We start from the raw sequence: 14,931 nt of genomic DNA on the forward strand, positions 1-14,931 counted from the left end.
TTGTACAATAATCGATTAAATCTCCGAATTGTTAGGTCCGTGATCCTTCAAATGAATACTGAATGTCGTTCCTATTCCCTTTTCTGACTTTACCTTGATTTTACCTCCTAAATGCGAGAGGGCGTCTTTTACTAAGTACAGGCCTAATCCAGTACCATTAGAGGATTTAGAAGCGCGGTAAAACATATCAAAGATTTTTGGAAGATGCCTTTCATCAATTCCAGGACCATTGTCTCGGATTACGATACTTATCCCATCTTCTACCTTGTTTAAATCGACGGCCACATAAGGATTCTCTTGATTGTAGTTATGATACTTGATTGAGTTGGAAAAAATATTTGTGAGAACAGTATGCAGTCGTGCAGTGTCTGTATGAATGATGGTTTTGCCAACCTTTTCAGTTAGTAGTTTAGGATGCGGTGCATTTGGATCTGTCAATGAATCATATTCGGTAATTATCTCTTTTAGAATATCTACCTCAGTAATTTGTAAGTCCATTTTTTGGCCTTTCCGAAGGGTTATAATATCCCTAATCACATTATCAGCTTGCTCCAATCGACTTTGAATTGCTTCCAGAAATTCTTCTTTTTTGTTTGCATCCTCTGTGAGCCTAATTGCAGACACAATTCCTGAGATAGTTGTAAGCGGAGCTCTCAAATCATGCGATGACCTGTAGAGGAACGTATCTAACTCATTATTTGCCTTTTTTAGGTTATGCTGTTCTATCTCAAGCACACTAATGATCATGCCTAAGCCCATGACTGCTTGCAGAAATATATCTAGTGCGCCCATGAAGTAGGGAACCTCCAGCGGGTAATTGACATTATTTACCTCAAGTAAAACTTCCAAGAAATAATTGAATTGGAGGAGACCATAGCCTAAGAATGAAAAAATTATAAACCGAACGCCTATTCCTGTTTGACTGATTCTCCAAAGCAAAAAAGCACAAACTATAAACGTAATTCCTCCAATAAGTGAGCGTATCCCAACGCGGTATAGGATACGATAAGTCCCCGCATCAGGATCCTGATAGTTTAGAAAAACAAGAAGTATGGATATTGGGATTATAACAGCTGAAATGTTTTTGATCAGCTTTCGATTCATTTTTTTGGTACGTGCAATTTCCAGCGTACCGGAATACAGCCATAGGATTTGAAGAAAGCTTGCTGAAACAGTTATTGCTGAAACAATTAATCTGAGTGGGTGCTCTAAGGGGAGGATAAAAGCATTTGCTAATGAAGCACATGAACCGAACATGTTAATGGTTAATGCCAACCAACTCCAACTCCAAAATAGGTAAAAGTCATTTCTGTATCGACGAAAAAACTTTCGCAAAATTAGCATGATCACCAAAGCAAGTATTGCCTGGGTCAGGTACTGAGTGAAGACTATTTTAACAGATTCCGGAAACATCTAAGGAAGTAAATCCAAAACTTGATAAGGAGAAAATTTAGACACAGGTAATCGTCGAATGCTCTTTAATTCAGGGTAAGAATGAGTTAAATAGTTTAAAAATCGGTAAACGTTCCTTCCGGGACCTCTGATAGTACTTCAATATTCGAGAGACTGTTTCTGCCCCTGTTCCCTGAAAGAAGGATTTCTCCATATTTGTTATAGTCTGTCCATGGTGTAATAAACCGTGGTTCAAGTGTTGTGGAATCCGGAAAGTATGCCCACTGGGTTACCAACTTAGAGTCAGTATCTATCCAAACTTCATAAACGTTTTGTGGAGTCACACCCACATCTTCAAAAGACAGACTAACCACATCGGCTCTTTGACCTGTTTGTGTGGTATCCTCTCTCAAATATTTCAGGGTTACGCCTGAATCTTTCAGTTTAAATGGCATGACTAACCAGTAGCTATCATTGACCCACATCTCATACCCCGCTTGTAGATAGTAGGTTAGCGAGTCGGTTACTTCTTCTCCCCCTTTCATGGCTTTCCCTTCTTTTGTATTGATGTTCATAATTATGGTTAAGTCATCTCCTGGAGATTCGATGCGAACATCTCCGGTCCACTTGTCCCAAGTATGGTCTCTACGACCAAAGAAGGTCCACTTGATGTATCGTGTCTGATCCCATGCTTCCCTTCCTCCCATGGCCAACATGGACTTATCAGCGAGTAGTGTGGCCAGCAAGTCAGAGCCTTCCTGGTTGAATCCCTCTGCCGGTGGATTGTTGTATTCAATGAATTCTGACTCAACAGCCGTCGAGTCCACAGCTTCACCAGAGCTGGAGCCAGTTGCACAAGAGCTGAGCAAAACAATCACGGTTAACGACAGTATTAAATTCTTCATAGCTTAGAGGTTTAATGATAAAGATATTAAAAAAAAAAGGAGACCGAAGTGGTCTCCCTTTAGTTTAGGTTGGTTGCGTATTTTAATTAATCTTTTCCTTCCTTAAACTGCTCGAATCGATCTCCATCATTGGTTCGAGGGAATACATTGTTATCCGTATACGCATCAGCAGTCATTTTATCCGGGTCAATGACAATTTTAGCAACTTGTTTATTCTTCATAAACACTTTCTTCACTTCTTGTTCATTGATTTTCCAGATTTCCGCAGGAATTTTTTCAAGCTCTACAGAGCCATCTGTGTACGTCCACTGAATGATAATAGGAGTAACCAGTCCACCCTGATTTTTCAAGGTAAGCTCATAGAAGTTTTTACCTTCTGCCGCCTGCTTTATTTTACCATTGTCAACCGATTGATTAAACTCCCTGTATTTCCTGTTTGATTCCGCAAACACAAATGCTTGTGGATCACTTCCAAAATCCTTGTTGCTGTTACTTCCGTCGATCCCCTGGCCGGCACCTTTGATGTTACGAGTTTCAAGCCCATTTTCTTCAGTTTGCATTTGGAACCACCTAACATTGCTAAGATCAACGTCTACATAATCTGTTCCATAGAACCAACCTCTCCAAAACCAATCCAAATCCACTGCTGACGCATCTTCCATTGTCCGGAAAAGATCAGCGGGTGTAGGGTGTTTGAATGCCCATCGTTCCGAATAGGTTTTAAATGCTTTATCAAAAAGCTCAGGACCCATTACTGTAGTTCTAAGCAGATTGAGTGCGGTTGCTGGTTTTGCATAAGCGTTTGCTCCAAACTGTCGAATCTGTTCGGAATTAGTCATAATTGGACGAACCAATCCATTTTCACCACTCATGTAGTCAATAATCTTATGCGCTGGACCTCTTCTGGAAGGGAACTCATATCCCAGCTGATCAGTCAGCTCCTGTTCGGTTAGGTATTGAACGAATGTATTTAACCCTTCATCCATCCAGGTCCACTGACGCTCATCAGAATTGATGATCATAGGGAAAAAGTTATGTCCTACTTCATGAATGATTACACCTATCATCCCGTGCTTTGTTCGATCAGAATACGAACCATCTTTATTTGGCCTGCCGTAATTGAAGCAAATCATTGGGTACTCCATTCCTATAGAGGCTGTGTGTACAGATATTGCTACCGGATAAGGATATTCTGTAGTGAATTTAGAGTATGTCTTCAGTGTTTGTGCTACAGCTGCAGTTGACCATTCTTCCCACAGCGGATTTCCCTCTTTGGGATAATAAGACATGGCCAATGGCTCGTTTCCATCACTAAGTTTCACAGCCATCGCATCCCAGATAAATTTTCTTGATGCGCAGAAACCGTAATCTCTTACATTTTCAGCTTTGAATTTCCAGGTCTTGGTATCAGAAGCTTTTGTTTTTTCGTTTTTCTTAGCTTCTTTCTCGGTCACAATGATCACCGGCTTGTCGTACGACTTTTTCGCTTGCTCAAACCGCTCCATTTGCTCTTCGGTCAATACTTCATTTGGATTTTGAAGCATACCCGTCGCACCTACGATAAAATCAGCTGGAACTGTCAGATCAACTTCATAATCTCCGAAAGTCAGTGCAAACTCGCCACTGCCTAAAAACTGCTTATTCTGCCAGCCTTCATTGTCGATGTACACCGCCATTCTTGGGAAAAACTGCGCAATTGTATACAGGTAATTGTCTTCATCCTCAAAGTATTCAAGTCCGGATCTTCCACCATCTGTCATGCGATTGTTGATGTTGTACATCCAATCTATGCTAAATGACATGTTTTGCCCTGACTTCAATGGCGTTTCAAGATCTATTCTCATCATCGTTTTATTGATGATATAGCTCATGTCTTTACCTGCACTTTTTACTGACTTGATTTTAAAACCTCCGTCATAGTCGCTATCTCCTGTAAGTCGAAATACTGCTAAAGCGCTGAGTGTATCTCTCATGCTACTACGCCCAATTAACGGAGAGTCTGAATCTCTTGCTCTCATATTTTGATCGAGCTGCACCCACAAGTACTCCAGATCATCGGGGGAGTTGTTGTAGTAGGTAATGTCTTCAGTACCTGTGATTGTTTGGTTGTTGTCGTCCAAGACAATCTTCATTTTATAATCTGCTTTTTGCTGCCAGTATTGGTGACCTGGTGCGCCTGAAGCAGTACGGTAAACATTTGGCGTTGGCAGCATGGTACCAAGCTGCTCAAACTTTTGTTCCCACTCTGTGTCCTTTTGTTTTCGATCCTGCGCCATTGTCACAGTACTGAATAAAAAAGCTACAATCAATAGAATGCTGTTCTTCATAGTATGATTTAATTAATAATTCTTAGTTCAAATAATTTGTATCCAACATGAGCATCAATGCTATGCCTCCAACGGCCGATGAGATGATCATTTTCCAGTCTTTTCTGCTCACACCCCCTAATCCAACGAAAATGAAACTAATCACCATGAAAAATCCAACGATTATTATTTGGCCTACCTCTAATCCTATATTAAAGGCAAATAGCTGAAGAATAATCGTTTTATCTGTTCCCAGGAGTGCTCTCAAATAATTGGAGAATCCCAATCCGTGGATGAGTCCAAAAAATCCGGCATATCCGTAATTCCTCCAGATTTTACCCTCTGCTATTCGGTCTTCTTTGGTGAAAAGATTAGAGATGGCTGTAATGAGGATAGTTACAGGAATTAAAAATTCGATCAGGTCGCCGTTGATCTTAATAATACGCATGGTAGCAAGTGCCAGGGTGATTGAATGACCAATCGTAAAAGCGGTGATTAAAATCAATACTTTTTTCCAATCTGTAGACTGATAAAGCGCACATAACACGACCACAAAAAGGATATGGTCATAGCCATTTACATCTAAAATGTGGTCAAATCCTAGCCCGTAATACAATCTAAACTCACTCATGGGGTAGCGAATATAAATCAAGCGGCTGATCTCATGATTTAACATTTAAATGATTTGATGAGCGGTATTGATTTGAGGCATACCATTTGCGTAGATTTGAAGCATGATTACAATGGCACTTATCGCTTTTCAAGCACTTGTACATCCATTTCACGTTAGCGTCTCTGACATAAAATACAAGGAGGACAAGAAGGTACTGCAGATCAGTATGCGAATATTTCTGGATGATTTGGAGCTGGCATTGCAGGCATATAGTGGAAATGAAAAGCTGGATATCACCAAAAAAGAAAACTGGGTTTTTGTCAATGAAAATCTTGAAAGATATGTGCTTGACAGGCTCAAACTATGGGACGAGAAAGGAAAGGAATTTGAGCTTAATTATGTAGGAGCTGAGATAGAAGAGGACGTGATGTGGTGCTACATCGAAATTGAAAAAGTGAAGAAACTAAAGCAAGTAAAGGTTTGGAACAGTATCCTTCATGAGGTTTGGAACGATCAGGAAAACCTGGTACACTTCCGCGCTTTTGATGATGTTCAAAGTGCGAGGCTATATAAGGGAGAGGATACTGAGGTTTTTGAATGGGGCAGTTAGTTATTGAAAAATGTAGTGCAAGAAAAAAAGATGGAAATAGATGCTTTCATCCTTCAATTCTATCAAAAACCACCACATTCCACCTGAATCCATCATGCTTCAATAGCTCAACTCGATGCACTGTGAATTCGTAATTCAATGCACGATTTTCAAACTCCTTCCGGGCTGCATAAAACATCTGCTTTTTCAAATCTCTGAACCCAATGGTCACATGTGGGTGAAAGGGCCGGTCTTTGTAGTTCGCATTGTCGAGCTTTAGTTCTTTTCGGCATGCGTTTACAACCTCTTTTTGAAGTTGATTAAGTTTTTCATTTTCTGCTACATCCACGAACACCACTCGCGGCTCGAAAAAGTCAAAACCTTTAAGCTCTACCTGGAAAGGAGTTAGGTCCTCATTGAGTTTGTTCATCACATTTGCTAATTCATTGAACCTTTTCTCTTTCCACTTAAATGGCATATGAAGCGTGATGTGAGGCGGAGATTTGAGTGCATGAGAACTTCCATACTTTTCTGCTATTTCATGTTTCAATTGGGTGATCTCCTCCTGAATATCTCCGGGTGGAACGACGGCAATAAAATACAGAGACTCACTCATCGTTCAATACGGTTTCCATTTGCGACCAATATTCTTCAAATAACGCCAGATCATTGTGATGTCCACCTTCAATTTTTATCAGTTTAGCATTCATTACAGATTGACTTAGTCGCTCGCCAGATTTAAAAGGTACAATCTCATCTTCGGTACCATGAAAGATATAAATGGGGATAGTTGTTTTTTCAAGGTATTTGTGATTAGCAAATTGATAACTGAGCAACGAAGAGGTTGGATAGATTGGAATCAAATCCCTGGCAACATCTTGCAAGCTATGAAAGGGTGTTTCCAGGATCAGCATTTTAGGATTTTCTTTTCCTGCCAAATGGGAGGCGAAGGCAGATCCTAACGACCGACCGAAAAGGATGATGTTATCCTCTTCTTCTAGTGTTTTCGCAAAAGCATAAACCTCTTCCGCATCAGCTAATAGCTTTTTATCACTTCGGCTTCCGGTACTCTTACCATAGCCACGATAGTCGGGAATAAGAACGTTGAATCCCATTTCAACAAAAGGCGTTACAATTTCACCCCAGCGAGACAGGTTACCAGCATTACCATGAAAATAGACAATGAGCCCTTTCGCATTTTCTGTATTAAAATGTAGGGCGTTAATCATCGCTCCGTCCTTCATTTCCAGATTATATTCTGAAAAGTCTTCTTTAAAATTGTATTGAAAATCTTGGTCTAATGGTTCGGGCAAAAAGATAAACCGATCCTGCAAGAGGTACAGCAAAGCACCTCCTATCAGATAAACTGAGATAAGGATGAGTATGAAAATCTTAAGGCTGTTCACTGTTTAGGTTTTTTATTTCGCGTAAAGTTCAGACTTGATTTTTCGGGATCTATTGGCGTTAGTTCCGCTGAATTTAACGCTTCCTCCAGCATACGGTGATATTCTTCAAACGTGTGAAGGTTGTTGTGACCTGCACCTATAACTGAGTATAAACGTGTTATTTCCGGTTGAATATTAGCTAGAGATAAACTCGACTTATATGGGATAAGTTTGTCCTTTGTCCCATGAATGATTTTGATCGGGCAGTCTACATATTTTATCCATTTGTAGGTAGTCAGGGGAAATTTTAGAATCAAGGAAGCAGGCATAAAGGGAATGTATCTCTTTGCTACTTTTCGCATGCTGTAATATGGAGACTCCAGAACCAGCATGCGAGGGTCATTATTGCTTGCAAGTTTTGCTGCAAAACCTGAACCCATGGATCTGCCATAAATTATGACGTACTTTTCGTCTACTTTACTTTTTAGAATATCATAGACTTTTTGTAAATCTCCTTTTATTTCACGCTCAGATCGCCTGCCTGTACTTTTTCCGAACCCACGATAGTCGACCATTACCACATCAAATCCCAATCGATTGAAATCAATGGCAAATTTTCCCCAGCCTTTTATGGACCGGGAGTTCCCCTTCAAATACATCACCACGCCCTTCGGACGATCTACGCTAAAGTGAACACCATTGATTCTCACATCGTCCCCGATGTACAAGTTATGTTCCTGCACATTTTGCTCATCATATTTGAATTTAAAATCGGGAGGTAGTTTTTCAGGTTTGAATAAAAACTTTTCCTGTAAGAAATACGCCGCTACATTGACGATAACATAGATTGATACAATTACTAATATGATTGTTGTGATCAATGCTTTACTTTAATAGCTCATTTAGAAAATTCGAACAGCATATAAATATACAACAATGAGAACCTACGCCTCTATCCTGACATCTTTCTTAATTATCCTAATTGTGGGATGTCAGTCCACAAATACGCCTTCCTCAACGGGGAGTTCCATGCCATCTGATGGAATCGCAGGATTTACTTCAGAGATGCAAAAGCAAGAAGGCTTTTTCAACTTCTATTACGATGAAGAAGTTGGTCGAATGTTTCTAGAAGTGGATAAAATCGGTCAGGAGTTCCTATACGTAAATTCATTAGCTGCCGGCATTGGGTCCAATGACATTGGTCTCGACAGAGGACAGTTGGGTGCTGAGCGTGTGGTAAAATTTGAAAAGCATGGGAACAAGCTACTTCTCATTCAACCAAATTATGATTATCGTGCGGTGAGTGATAATCAAGATGAGGTCAAATCGGTAGCGGAAGCTTTTGCCAGCTCGGTGATTGGCGGCTTTGAAATCACCACAAAGAATGACAAAGCCTACCTCATTGACATAACCGATTTTCTACTGCAAGATTCACATGATGTAAGTGGGAGACTCAGGGGTTCGAACCAGGGAAATTTCTCCATTGACAAATCCAGGTCTGCTATTTACATGGATGCTACGTTCAACTTTCCTAAGAATACCGAATTTGAATCTATCCTTACATTTAAGGGAGATGCAAAAGGCTGGTGGTTACGCTCAGTGACACCAACACCGGATGCTGTTACTGTCCGAACGCATCATAGCTTTATTGAGCTTCCGGATGATAATTATACCCCACGAGTTTTTGACCCTCGAAGTGGCTTTTTCAATATCTCCTATCAGGATTATGCTACCCCAATTGAAGAGCCGTTGGTGAAGCGGTTTATTGTGAGACACAGATTAGAAAAGAAAGATCCAAATGCGGAGGTAAGTGAAGCGGTCGAACCAATTATTTACTACGTTGATCGTGGTGCACCAGAGCCTGTCCGTTCTGCTCTGATCGAAGGAGCAAGCTGGTGGAATCAGGCATTTGAAGCGGCAGGGTATAAAGATGCTTTCCAGGTAAAAGTGATGCCTGAAGGAGCCCATCCGCTTGACGTGCGATACAATGTAATTCAATGGGTACATCGTTCAACGCGTGGGTGGAGTTATGGTGGAGGCGTTACTGATCCTCGTACTGGTGAAATGATTAAAGGCCATGTTAGTTTGGGGTCGTTACGGGTAAGGCAAGATTTCCTAATAGCTACAGGGTTGCTTCAACCATATGTAAATGGAGATGAAACTCCCAATGCCATGACCGAAATGGCTCTTGCAAGATTGAGACAGCTTTCCGCTCATGAAGTAGGTCATACCATTGGTCTGGCTCACAATTTCGCAGCAAGTGTGAATAATCGAGCATCCGTTATGGACTATCCTCATCCGTATATCAAGCTGGACGATAATGGGAACATTGATCTCAGTGAGGCTTATGATGATAAAATTGGAGCGTGGGATAAAATCACCATTCAATATGGGTATAGTGATTTTCCAGAGGGAGAGAATCAGGTTAAGCTAAATGAAATGCTAGTTGAAGCTTTTGCCAAAGGAGCCAAGTACATTACGGATCAGGATGCAAGACCTACCAGTGGACTTCACCCAAATGCACACTTGTGGGATAATGGTTCAGCTCCTAATGTTGAATTGGATCGTATGATGAAAATAAGAAGGAAGGTATTAGATGATTTTTCTGCTAAAGCTATCAGAAACGGAATGCCCATGAGTACCATTGAAGAAGTCCTCGTTCCTATTTATTTATTACACAGATATCAAGTAGATGCTATATCAAAAGTGATTGGTGGGCTGGACTATGCGTATAATCTCCGTGGGGACTTCCAAGCTAGTAATATCATGCTGGAGCCATCTTGGCAAATGAATGCGTTGAATTCACTGCTAAATACAGTTGCGGTTGAAAATTTAAAGTTATCCGAGGAGATACTGGGAGAAATATCACCTCGAGCTTTTGGTTATCCCCGATCTCGAGAAACCTTCCAATCAAAGACAGGTCCTGCATTTGATTACCTCGCCGCTGTAGAAACAGCTGCAAGTGTTCCATTTAGCTTCCTTTTCAATGCTGATCGTTTCAACCGATTATTAACATACAAAGCTCGGAGTGAGGATCAACCCGGAGTTGATCAGGTGCTAGATAAGACTATAGATTTTGTTTGGAAGAATCCAGCGAACAAACGAGTTGACAGGACCATCCAACGAGTGGTTGAAATGGAAATGTTAGATCATTTGATGGGACTGGCTGTAAACGATCGCGCCTATGATGAGGTTAAAGCCAAAACGTTTGCAAAAATCAAAGAGATTAGATCATATGCCTCAGCTCGCACAGGAAGAAAAACAAATGAGGACGGAGTTTACTATCAATATGTCACATCACAAATTGATCGATTTATGGAAGAGCCCGATGAATTTAAAATCTCAGATCCAATTAAAGCACCGGATGGTTCACCAATAGGGAGTTGTGATTTTTAATTCAGAAAAAATGAATTTTTGTTGCATTTAAAAAAAATCTCGTTTCTATTTACTCACGTATGAACGCACAGATATCATTTTATTTTAGCTACTATTTCTTTTATCCAAAGAGGATAATGGGGTGGCTATAGTATATCTGGTGTAAAGAAATTTCACTAAGGCCTCCCCAAAAGGGAGGCCTTTTTTTGTGTCGGCAGGGCCGACAGCCATTAAAGAGATTGAACAAATGAACCGAATTGCAATACAAGGCTTAAAAGGTAGCTTTCATCACGAGGCTGCACTCCACCACTTCGGAGATCAAATCATACTGAATGAATGTGAGACATTCAGGGATGTGGTCAATCAAGTGCTTGAGAGCGAAGCGGACTTTGGTTTGATGGCCATTGAGAATTCGTTAGCTGGTTGCATCATTCCCAATTATGCATTGCTTCGTAAGGGTGGATTGACAATCTGTGGGGAAGTAATCCTTCAGGTCAAAATGAACCTGATGGTCTACAATGGAACCAACATTACAGATGTAGCAGAGATCGAATCTCATCAGATGGCGATTCGTCAGTGCTCCAACTTTCTAGACAATCATGAAAAGCTAAGAGTGGTCGAATCCTTTGATACCGCAGGAAGTGCTCGCCATATTAAAGAAAACAAGTTGAGTCAGGTGGCAGCCATTGCAAGTTCTCTGGCAGCCAAAACTTATGACCTAACCATTCTTCAGAGTGGTATTGAAAATAAGGAGAGCTTCACTCGATTTCTAGTCTTGACCAAAGCACCAAACCAGGCTGATGAAGAAACGGACAAAGCATCCATCTATTTGGAAACTAAGCATGAGCCGGGAGCTTTAGCCAAAGTGCTAACGGCAGTCAGCGATCTGGGGGTAAACCTTAGCAAACTACAATCGCATCCGGTTTCAGGTTGGGAGCGAACATATGGTTTCTTCATGGATTTAGAATTCTCGGATTCTGGCCAAGAGAGTAAGGTCTTTCAGGAACTAGCAAGCCTGTCTGAGGTGATCGAAAATTTAGGGGTTTACAAAAAGGGTAAAATTTATGAATAATTTAGTCTCAGCACGTCGAATACAGGGTATTGGTGAATACTATTTCTCCAGGAAGCTTCAACAAATTGATGCCATTCGGAAGCAAGGAATGGAGGTATTAAACCTGGGTATCGGAAGCCCGGATCTTCCACCGCACCCGTCTGTGATTGCAGAATTTAACAGCGCCATTCTTGAAAATGGCGCACACCAATACCAGAGCTATAAAGGGCTTCCGGAGCTCAGGTCAGCCATCGCAAACTGGTATCAACGATATTTTGACTGCCAACTTGATTCTGATAGAGAAGTTCTACCATTGATTGGTTCAAAGGAAGGGATTACGCATATCTGCATGTCCATGCTGGATGATGGTGATAGTGTTTTGATCCCTAACCCCGGATACCCTGCATACGAAACAGCATCCAAAATGGCTGGAGCTGACATTATCCACTATGACTTGAAGGAGGAAAATCAATATCAACCAGATTTTGAAGCCCTGGAAAAAATGGATCTTGCTTCGGTAAAAATCATGTGGGTGAATTATCCGCACATGCCTACTGGATCATCAGGCTCAACCGAACTGTTTGATAAATTGATTCACTTCATCCGGAAGCACAACATCGTTTTAATCAATGACAATCCCTATGCGTTCATTTTGACGGAGCGTCCAGTGAGCCTGCTGTCGGCCTGCTCTTCAGAAGATCATGTACTCGAGTTGAATAGCTTGTCTAAGTCACACAATATGGCCGGATGGCGTGTGGGGATGCTGGTAGGAAACCAGGAGCTCATTGAAACGGTTTTAACCTTCAAGAGTCAGGTAGACTCGGGGCAGTTTAAGCCAATGCTAAAAGCAGCGATAAAAGCACTGACCCTTGATGAAAGATGGTTTGATGCGTTAAATGAAGTTTATCACTCAAGAAAGCAAATGGTGCATAAAATTCTGGATGCTTTGAATTGCACGTATCATACTAACTCTTCGGGTATGTTTGTCTGGGGCAGAATTCCTGATACTGAAGAGGATGCAGAGCATTTTTCAGATATGTTATTGGAGCAGCATAAAATCTTTGTCCCACCTGGTTCCGTTTTCGGATCCAATGGAAAAAGATACATTCGCTTTTCACTTTGTAGTCCGGAAAGCGTTTGGAATGAAACACTAAATCGCCTAAACGAAACAAAATGAAGACATCACCGATAGCAATTTTTAAAGAAAAACGACCGGTTATCATATCCGGTCCATGCAGTGCGGAAACTGAAGAGCAGGTCCTTGAAACCTGCACTACCATTGCAAAATCCGGGAAGGTGGATATCCTGCGGGCAGGCATCTGGAAGCCCCGCACTCGTCCCAATAGTTTTGAAGGGGTGGGAGTTGAAGGTCTGCAGTGGCTGAAAAAAGCGAAAGAGGCAACAGGTTTACCAACTGCTGTAGAAGTAGCGAACTTCAATCATGTTTTTGAAGCGCTGAAACAAGGAGTGGATATCCTCTGGGTGGGAGCTCGAACGACCGTGAATCCTTTTTCTGTGCAGGAAATAGCAGACGCACTAAAGGGTACGGATGCCACAGTGATGATCAAAAATCCGGTTCATGCAGACATTGAGTTGTGGACAGGTGCATTGGAGCGCTTACATGGAGCGGGTATTACAAAACTGGGGTTGATTCATCGAGGCTTTGCCCAATATGGAAACAGCGTTTACCGAAACGATCCAAAATGGCAGCTTGCCATTGAGATGAAGCGAAGGTTCCCAGAGATACCAATGGTTTGTGATCCGAGCCACATCTGTGGAAAAAGGGATTTACTTCATGCCGTTTCGCAGCAGGCACTTGATATGGATTTTGACGGACTCATGCTGGAATCTCACATTGATCCGTCTAATGCACTGAGTGACAAAGATCAGCAGTTGACGCCAAAGGATTTGGAGACCATCATTGACAATTTGGTAGTGAGGCGGCCCAACATTTCGGATGAAGATCTTTCTCAGAAGTTGTCTATGCTCAGGAGTCAGATTGACCTTATCGATGATGATTTGATTAAACTCCTGGGAGAACGCATGAAAGTTGCTGAAGATATCGGTCTAGTGAAACGAGAAAAAGGGATTACGATTCTTCAAACCAATAGATGGGAAGAAATCATTGAAAAAGCCTCTGAAACCGGAAAGCTGCAAGGGCTATCGAAGAACTTTATGATTCGCTACCTCAATGCCATTCACCAGGAGTCCATCGAGCATCAAAATGAAGTAATGAATCGTACATCAATAGAAGAAGAATAAAACAACCATATGCATTTGTGGTTTTATCTTGCAGCCAATGAAAGAAATGCTCGCCAAAATTGATTCAGAACTCGCTAATCTTACACTTGGGAACCAACCGCAAAATTTGTATGACCCTATTAGGTACATACTTTCTCTCGGAGGAAAGCGGTTACGTCCAATGCTTGTTTTATTGGGCTATGGATTGAAAAAAGAAGACCCGGAGACTATTATACATCCGGCATTATCAGTGGAGATATTTCACAATTTTACACTGATGCATGATGACATTATGGATCTGGCTCCAATCCGTCGCGGGAAACCTACGGTTCATGAAAAATGGAACAATACAGTCGCCATACTTAGTGGTGACACAATGATGGTCAAAGCATACGACCAACTTCTAACCGGGTCTCATGGCTCATTGCCTTTAGCCATTAAAAAATTTAACAAGTGTGCGGTGGAGGTATGTGAGGGCCAGCAGCTTGATATGAATTTCGAAGCGTTTGAAACCGTTTCAGAGGAGCAATACATTGAAATGATTCGCCTGAAAACTGCGGTGCTTCTCGGTTTTAGCTTGGAATATGGTGGCTTATTAGCGGGGATGAGCGATCCTCAATTATCAAAACTCAATATGATTGGTGAAAAAGCCGGGATTGGCTTTCAGCTTATGGATGACTTACTAGATGTCTATGGGGATAAAGCCAAGTTTGGCAAGCAGGTAGGTGGTGATATTGTTTCTAACAAGAAGACCTACTTGCTTATCAAAGCTCTTGAGTTAGCCAATAAGTCTCAGAGAGAAGAATTGAATAAGTGGTTGTCTGCTAAGGATTTTGATACAGATGAAAAAGTCCAGGCTGTTAAAAAGATTTATGAAGAATTGAGCATTTTTGAGCTTACTCAAACAAAGATGAACAGCTATTATGATGAGGCTTTTACGCTGCTAGAGGAATTAGACTCCAGAGGAGAAGGTAAGAAACAGTTGGTTGATTTTTTTGAGCGATTGATGAAACGTGAAAGGTAGCCTCTGGAACCATCTAGTTGAGTAGCTGTTAAACTAAGTAAAGAAATTAG

Annotated in this window: 13 protein-coding genes; 6 read left to right on the forward strand and 7 right to left on the reverse strand. The window is 41.3% G+C overall.

Annotated elements, in window-relative coordinates:
- Window positions 1–15 precede the first annotated feature (15 nt).
- From ACO05G_RS17300 to ACO05G_RS17315, 4 genes are all read right to left on the reverse strand, one after another.
- Complete coding sequence (locus ACO05G_RS17300; protein ID WP_421763871.1) at window positions 16–1,413, reverse strand: sensor histidine kinase; 1,398 nt, start codon at window positions 1,411–1,413, stop codon at window positions 16–18.
- A gap of 95 nt (window positions 1,414–1,508) precedes the next feature.
- Window positions 1,509–2,297 (reverse strand): hypothetical protein, encoded by a 789-nt coding sequence (locus ACO05G_RS17305; protein WP_421763872.1) that lies wholly within the window; start codon window positions 2,295–2,297, stop codon window positions 1,509–1,511.
- 86 nt (window positions 2,298–2,383) lie between these two features.
- Window positions 2,384–4,624, reverse strand: a complete 2,241-nt coding sequence (locus ACO05G_RS17310; protein ID WP_421763873.1) for a M1 family metallopeptidase — start codon at window positions 4,622–4,624, stop codon at window positions 2,384–2,386.
- A 22-nt stretch (window positions 4,625–4,646) separates the two neighbouring features.
- Window positions 4,647–5,234 carry a HupE/UreJ family protein gene (locus ACO05G_RS17315; protein ID WP_421763874.1) on the reverse strand — a complete coding sequence of 196 codons (588 nt, stop codon included), beginning with the start codon at window positions 5,232–5,234 and terminating at the stop codon, window positions 4,647–4,649.
- A 103-nt stretch (window positions 5,235–5,337) separates the two neighbouring features.
- Here ACO05G_RS17315 and ACO05G_RS17320 point away from each other — a divergent pair, with 103 nt between their 5' ends.
- Window positions 5,338–5,826, forward strand: a complete 489-nt coding sequence (locus ACO05G_RS17320) for a DUF6702 family protein (protein WP_421763875.1) — start codon at window positions 5,338–5,340, stop codon at window positions 5,824–5,826.
- A gap of 46 nt (window positions 5,827–5,872) precedes the next feature.
- Here ACO05G_RS17320 and thpR read toward each other — a convergent pair whose 3' ends face one another.
- From thpR to ACO05G_RS17335, 3 genes are read right to left on the reverse strand one after another with little or no spacing between them, the layout of a single operon-like run.
- Window positions 5,873–6,421 carry an RNA 2',3'-cyclic phosphodiesterase gene (gene thpR / locus ACO05G_RS17325; RefSeq protein WP_421763876.1) on the reverse strand — a complete coding sequence of 183 codons (549 nt, stop codon included), beginning with the start codon at window positions 6,419–6,421 and terminating at the stop codon, window positions 5,873–5,875.
- The gene (locus ACO05G_RS17330) at window positions 6,414–7,211 is read right to left on the reverse strand and encodes an alpha/beta hydrolase (RefSeq protein ID WP_421763877.1); all 798 of its coding nucleotides are present in this window, start codon (window positions 7,209–7,211) and stop codon (window positions 6,414–6,416) included. Before ACO05G_RS17330 ends, thpR begins: the two co-directional genes overlap by 8 nt.
- Window positions 7,208–8,071 carry an alpha/beta hydrolase gene (locus tag ACO05G_RS17335; protein WP_348283169.1) on the reverse strand — a complete coding sequence of 288 codons (864 nt, stop codon included), beginning with the start codon at window positions 8,069–8,071 and terminating at the stop codon, window positions 7,208–7,210. The genes ACO05G_RS17330 and ACO05G_RS17335 overlap by 4 nt, the downstream gene beginning before the upstream one ends.
- Window positions 8,072–8,126: 55 nt before the next feature.
- On the opposite strand from ACO05G_RS17335, the gene ACO05G_RS17340 reads away from it, so the two are divergent.
- The 5 genes from ACO05G_RS17340 (at window position 8,127) to ACO05G_RS17360 (ending at window position 14,881) form a co-directional block, all read left to right on the forward strand.
- Entirely contained in the window at window positions 8,127–10,586 is a 2,460-nt protein-coding gene (locus ACO05G_RS17340; RefSeq protein WP_421763878.1) for a zinc-dependent metalloprotease, read from the forward strand.
- 226 nt (window positions 10,587–10,812) lie between these two features.
- Window positions 10,813–11,637 (forward strand): prephenate dehydratase, encoded by an 825-nt coding sequence (locus tag ACO05G_RS17345; RefSeq protein ID WP_421763879.1) that lies wholly within the window; start codon window positions 10,813–10,815, stop codon window positions 11,635–11,637.
- Entirely contained in the window at window positions 11,630–12,793 is a 1,164-nt protein-coding gene (locus tag ACO05G_RS17350) for a pyridoxal phosphate-dependent aminotransferase (RefSeq protein ID WP_421763880.1), read from the forward strand. Before ACO05G_RS17345 ends, ACO05G_RS17350 begins: the two co-directional genes overlap by 8 nt.
- Window positions 12,790–13,878 (forward strand): chorismate mutase, encoded by a 1,089-nt coding sequence (locus ACO05G_RS17355; protein WP_421763881.1) that lies wholly within the window; start codon window positions 12,790–12,792, stop codon window positions 13,876–13,878. Before ACO05G_RS17350 ends, ACO05G_RS17355 begins: the two co-directional genes overlap by 4 nt.
- Before the next feature lie 37 nt (window positions 13,879–13,915).
- The gene (locus tag ACO05G_RS17360; protein WP_421763882.1) at window positions 13,916–14,881 is read left to right on the forward strand and encodes a polyprenyl synthetase family protein; all 966 of its coding nucleotides are present in this window, start codon (window positions 13,916–13,918) and stop codon (window positions 14,879–14,881) included.
- The last annotated feature ends 50 nt before the right edge of the window (window positions 14,882–14,931 follow it).

This window comes from Ekhidna sp. (assembly GCF_965227465.1).
Lineage (GTDB): Bacteria > Bacteroidota > Bacteroidia > Cytophagales > Cyclobacteriaceae > Ekhidna.

Excerpts from the sequence above, each read along its gene's own strand:
- ACO05G_RS17300 (WP_421763871.1), bottom strand. The coding sequence starts at position 1,413 with ATGTTTCCGGAATCTGTTAAAATAGTCTTCACTCAGTACCTGACCCAG.
- ACO05G_RS17305 (WP_421763872.1), bottom strand. The coding sequence starts at position 2,297 with ATGAAGAATTTAATACTGTCGTTAACCGTGATTGTTTTGCTCAGCTCT.
- ACO05G_RS17310 (WP_421763873.1), bottom strand. The coding sequence starts at position 4,624 with ATGAAGAACAGCATTCTATTGATTGTAGCTTTTTTATTCAGTACTGTG.
- ACO05G_RS17315 (WP_421763874.1), bottom strand. The coding sequence starts at position 5,234 with ATGAGTGAGTTTAGATTGTATTACGGGCTAGGATTTGACCACATTTTA.
- ACO05G_RS17320 (WP_421763875.1), top strand. The coding sequence starts at position 5,338 with ATGATTACAATGGCACTTATCGCTTTTCAAGCACTTGTACATCCATTT.
- thpR (WP_421763876.1), bottom strand. The coding sequence starts at position 6,421 with ATGAGTGAGTCTCTGTATTTTATTGCCGTCGTTCCACCCGGAGATATT.
- ACO05G_RS17340 (WP_421763878.1), top strand. The coding sequence starts at position 8,127 with ATGAGAACCTACGCCTCTATCCTGACATCTTTCTTAATTATCCTAATT.
- ACO05G_RS17345 (WP_421763879.1), top strand. The coding sequence starts at position 10,813 with ATGAACCGAATTGCAATACAAGGCTTAAAAGGTAGCTTTCATCACGAG.
- ACO05G_RS17350 (WP_421763880.1), top strand. The coding sequence starts at position 11,630 with ATGAATAATTTAGTCTCAGCACGTCGAATACAGGGTATTGGTGAATAC.
- ACO05G_RS17355 (WP_421763881.1), top strand. The coding sequence starts at position 12,790 with ATGAAGACATCACCGATAGCAATTTTTAAAGAAAAACGACCGGTTATC.
- ACO05G_RS17360 (WP_421763882.1), top strand. The coding sequence starts at position 13,916 with ATGAAAGAAATGCTCGCCAAAATTGATTCAGAACTCGCTAATCTTACA.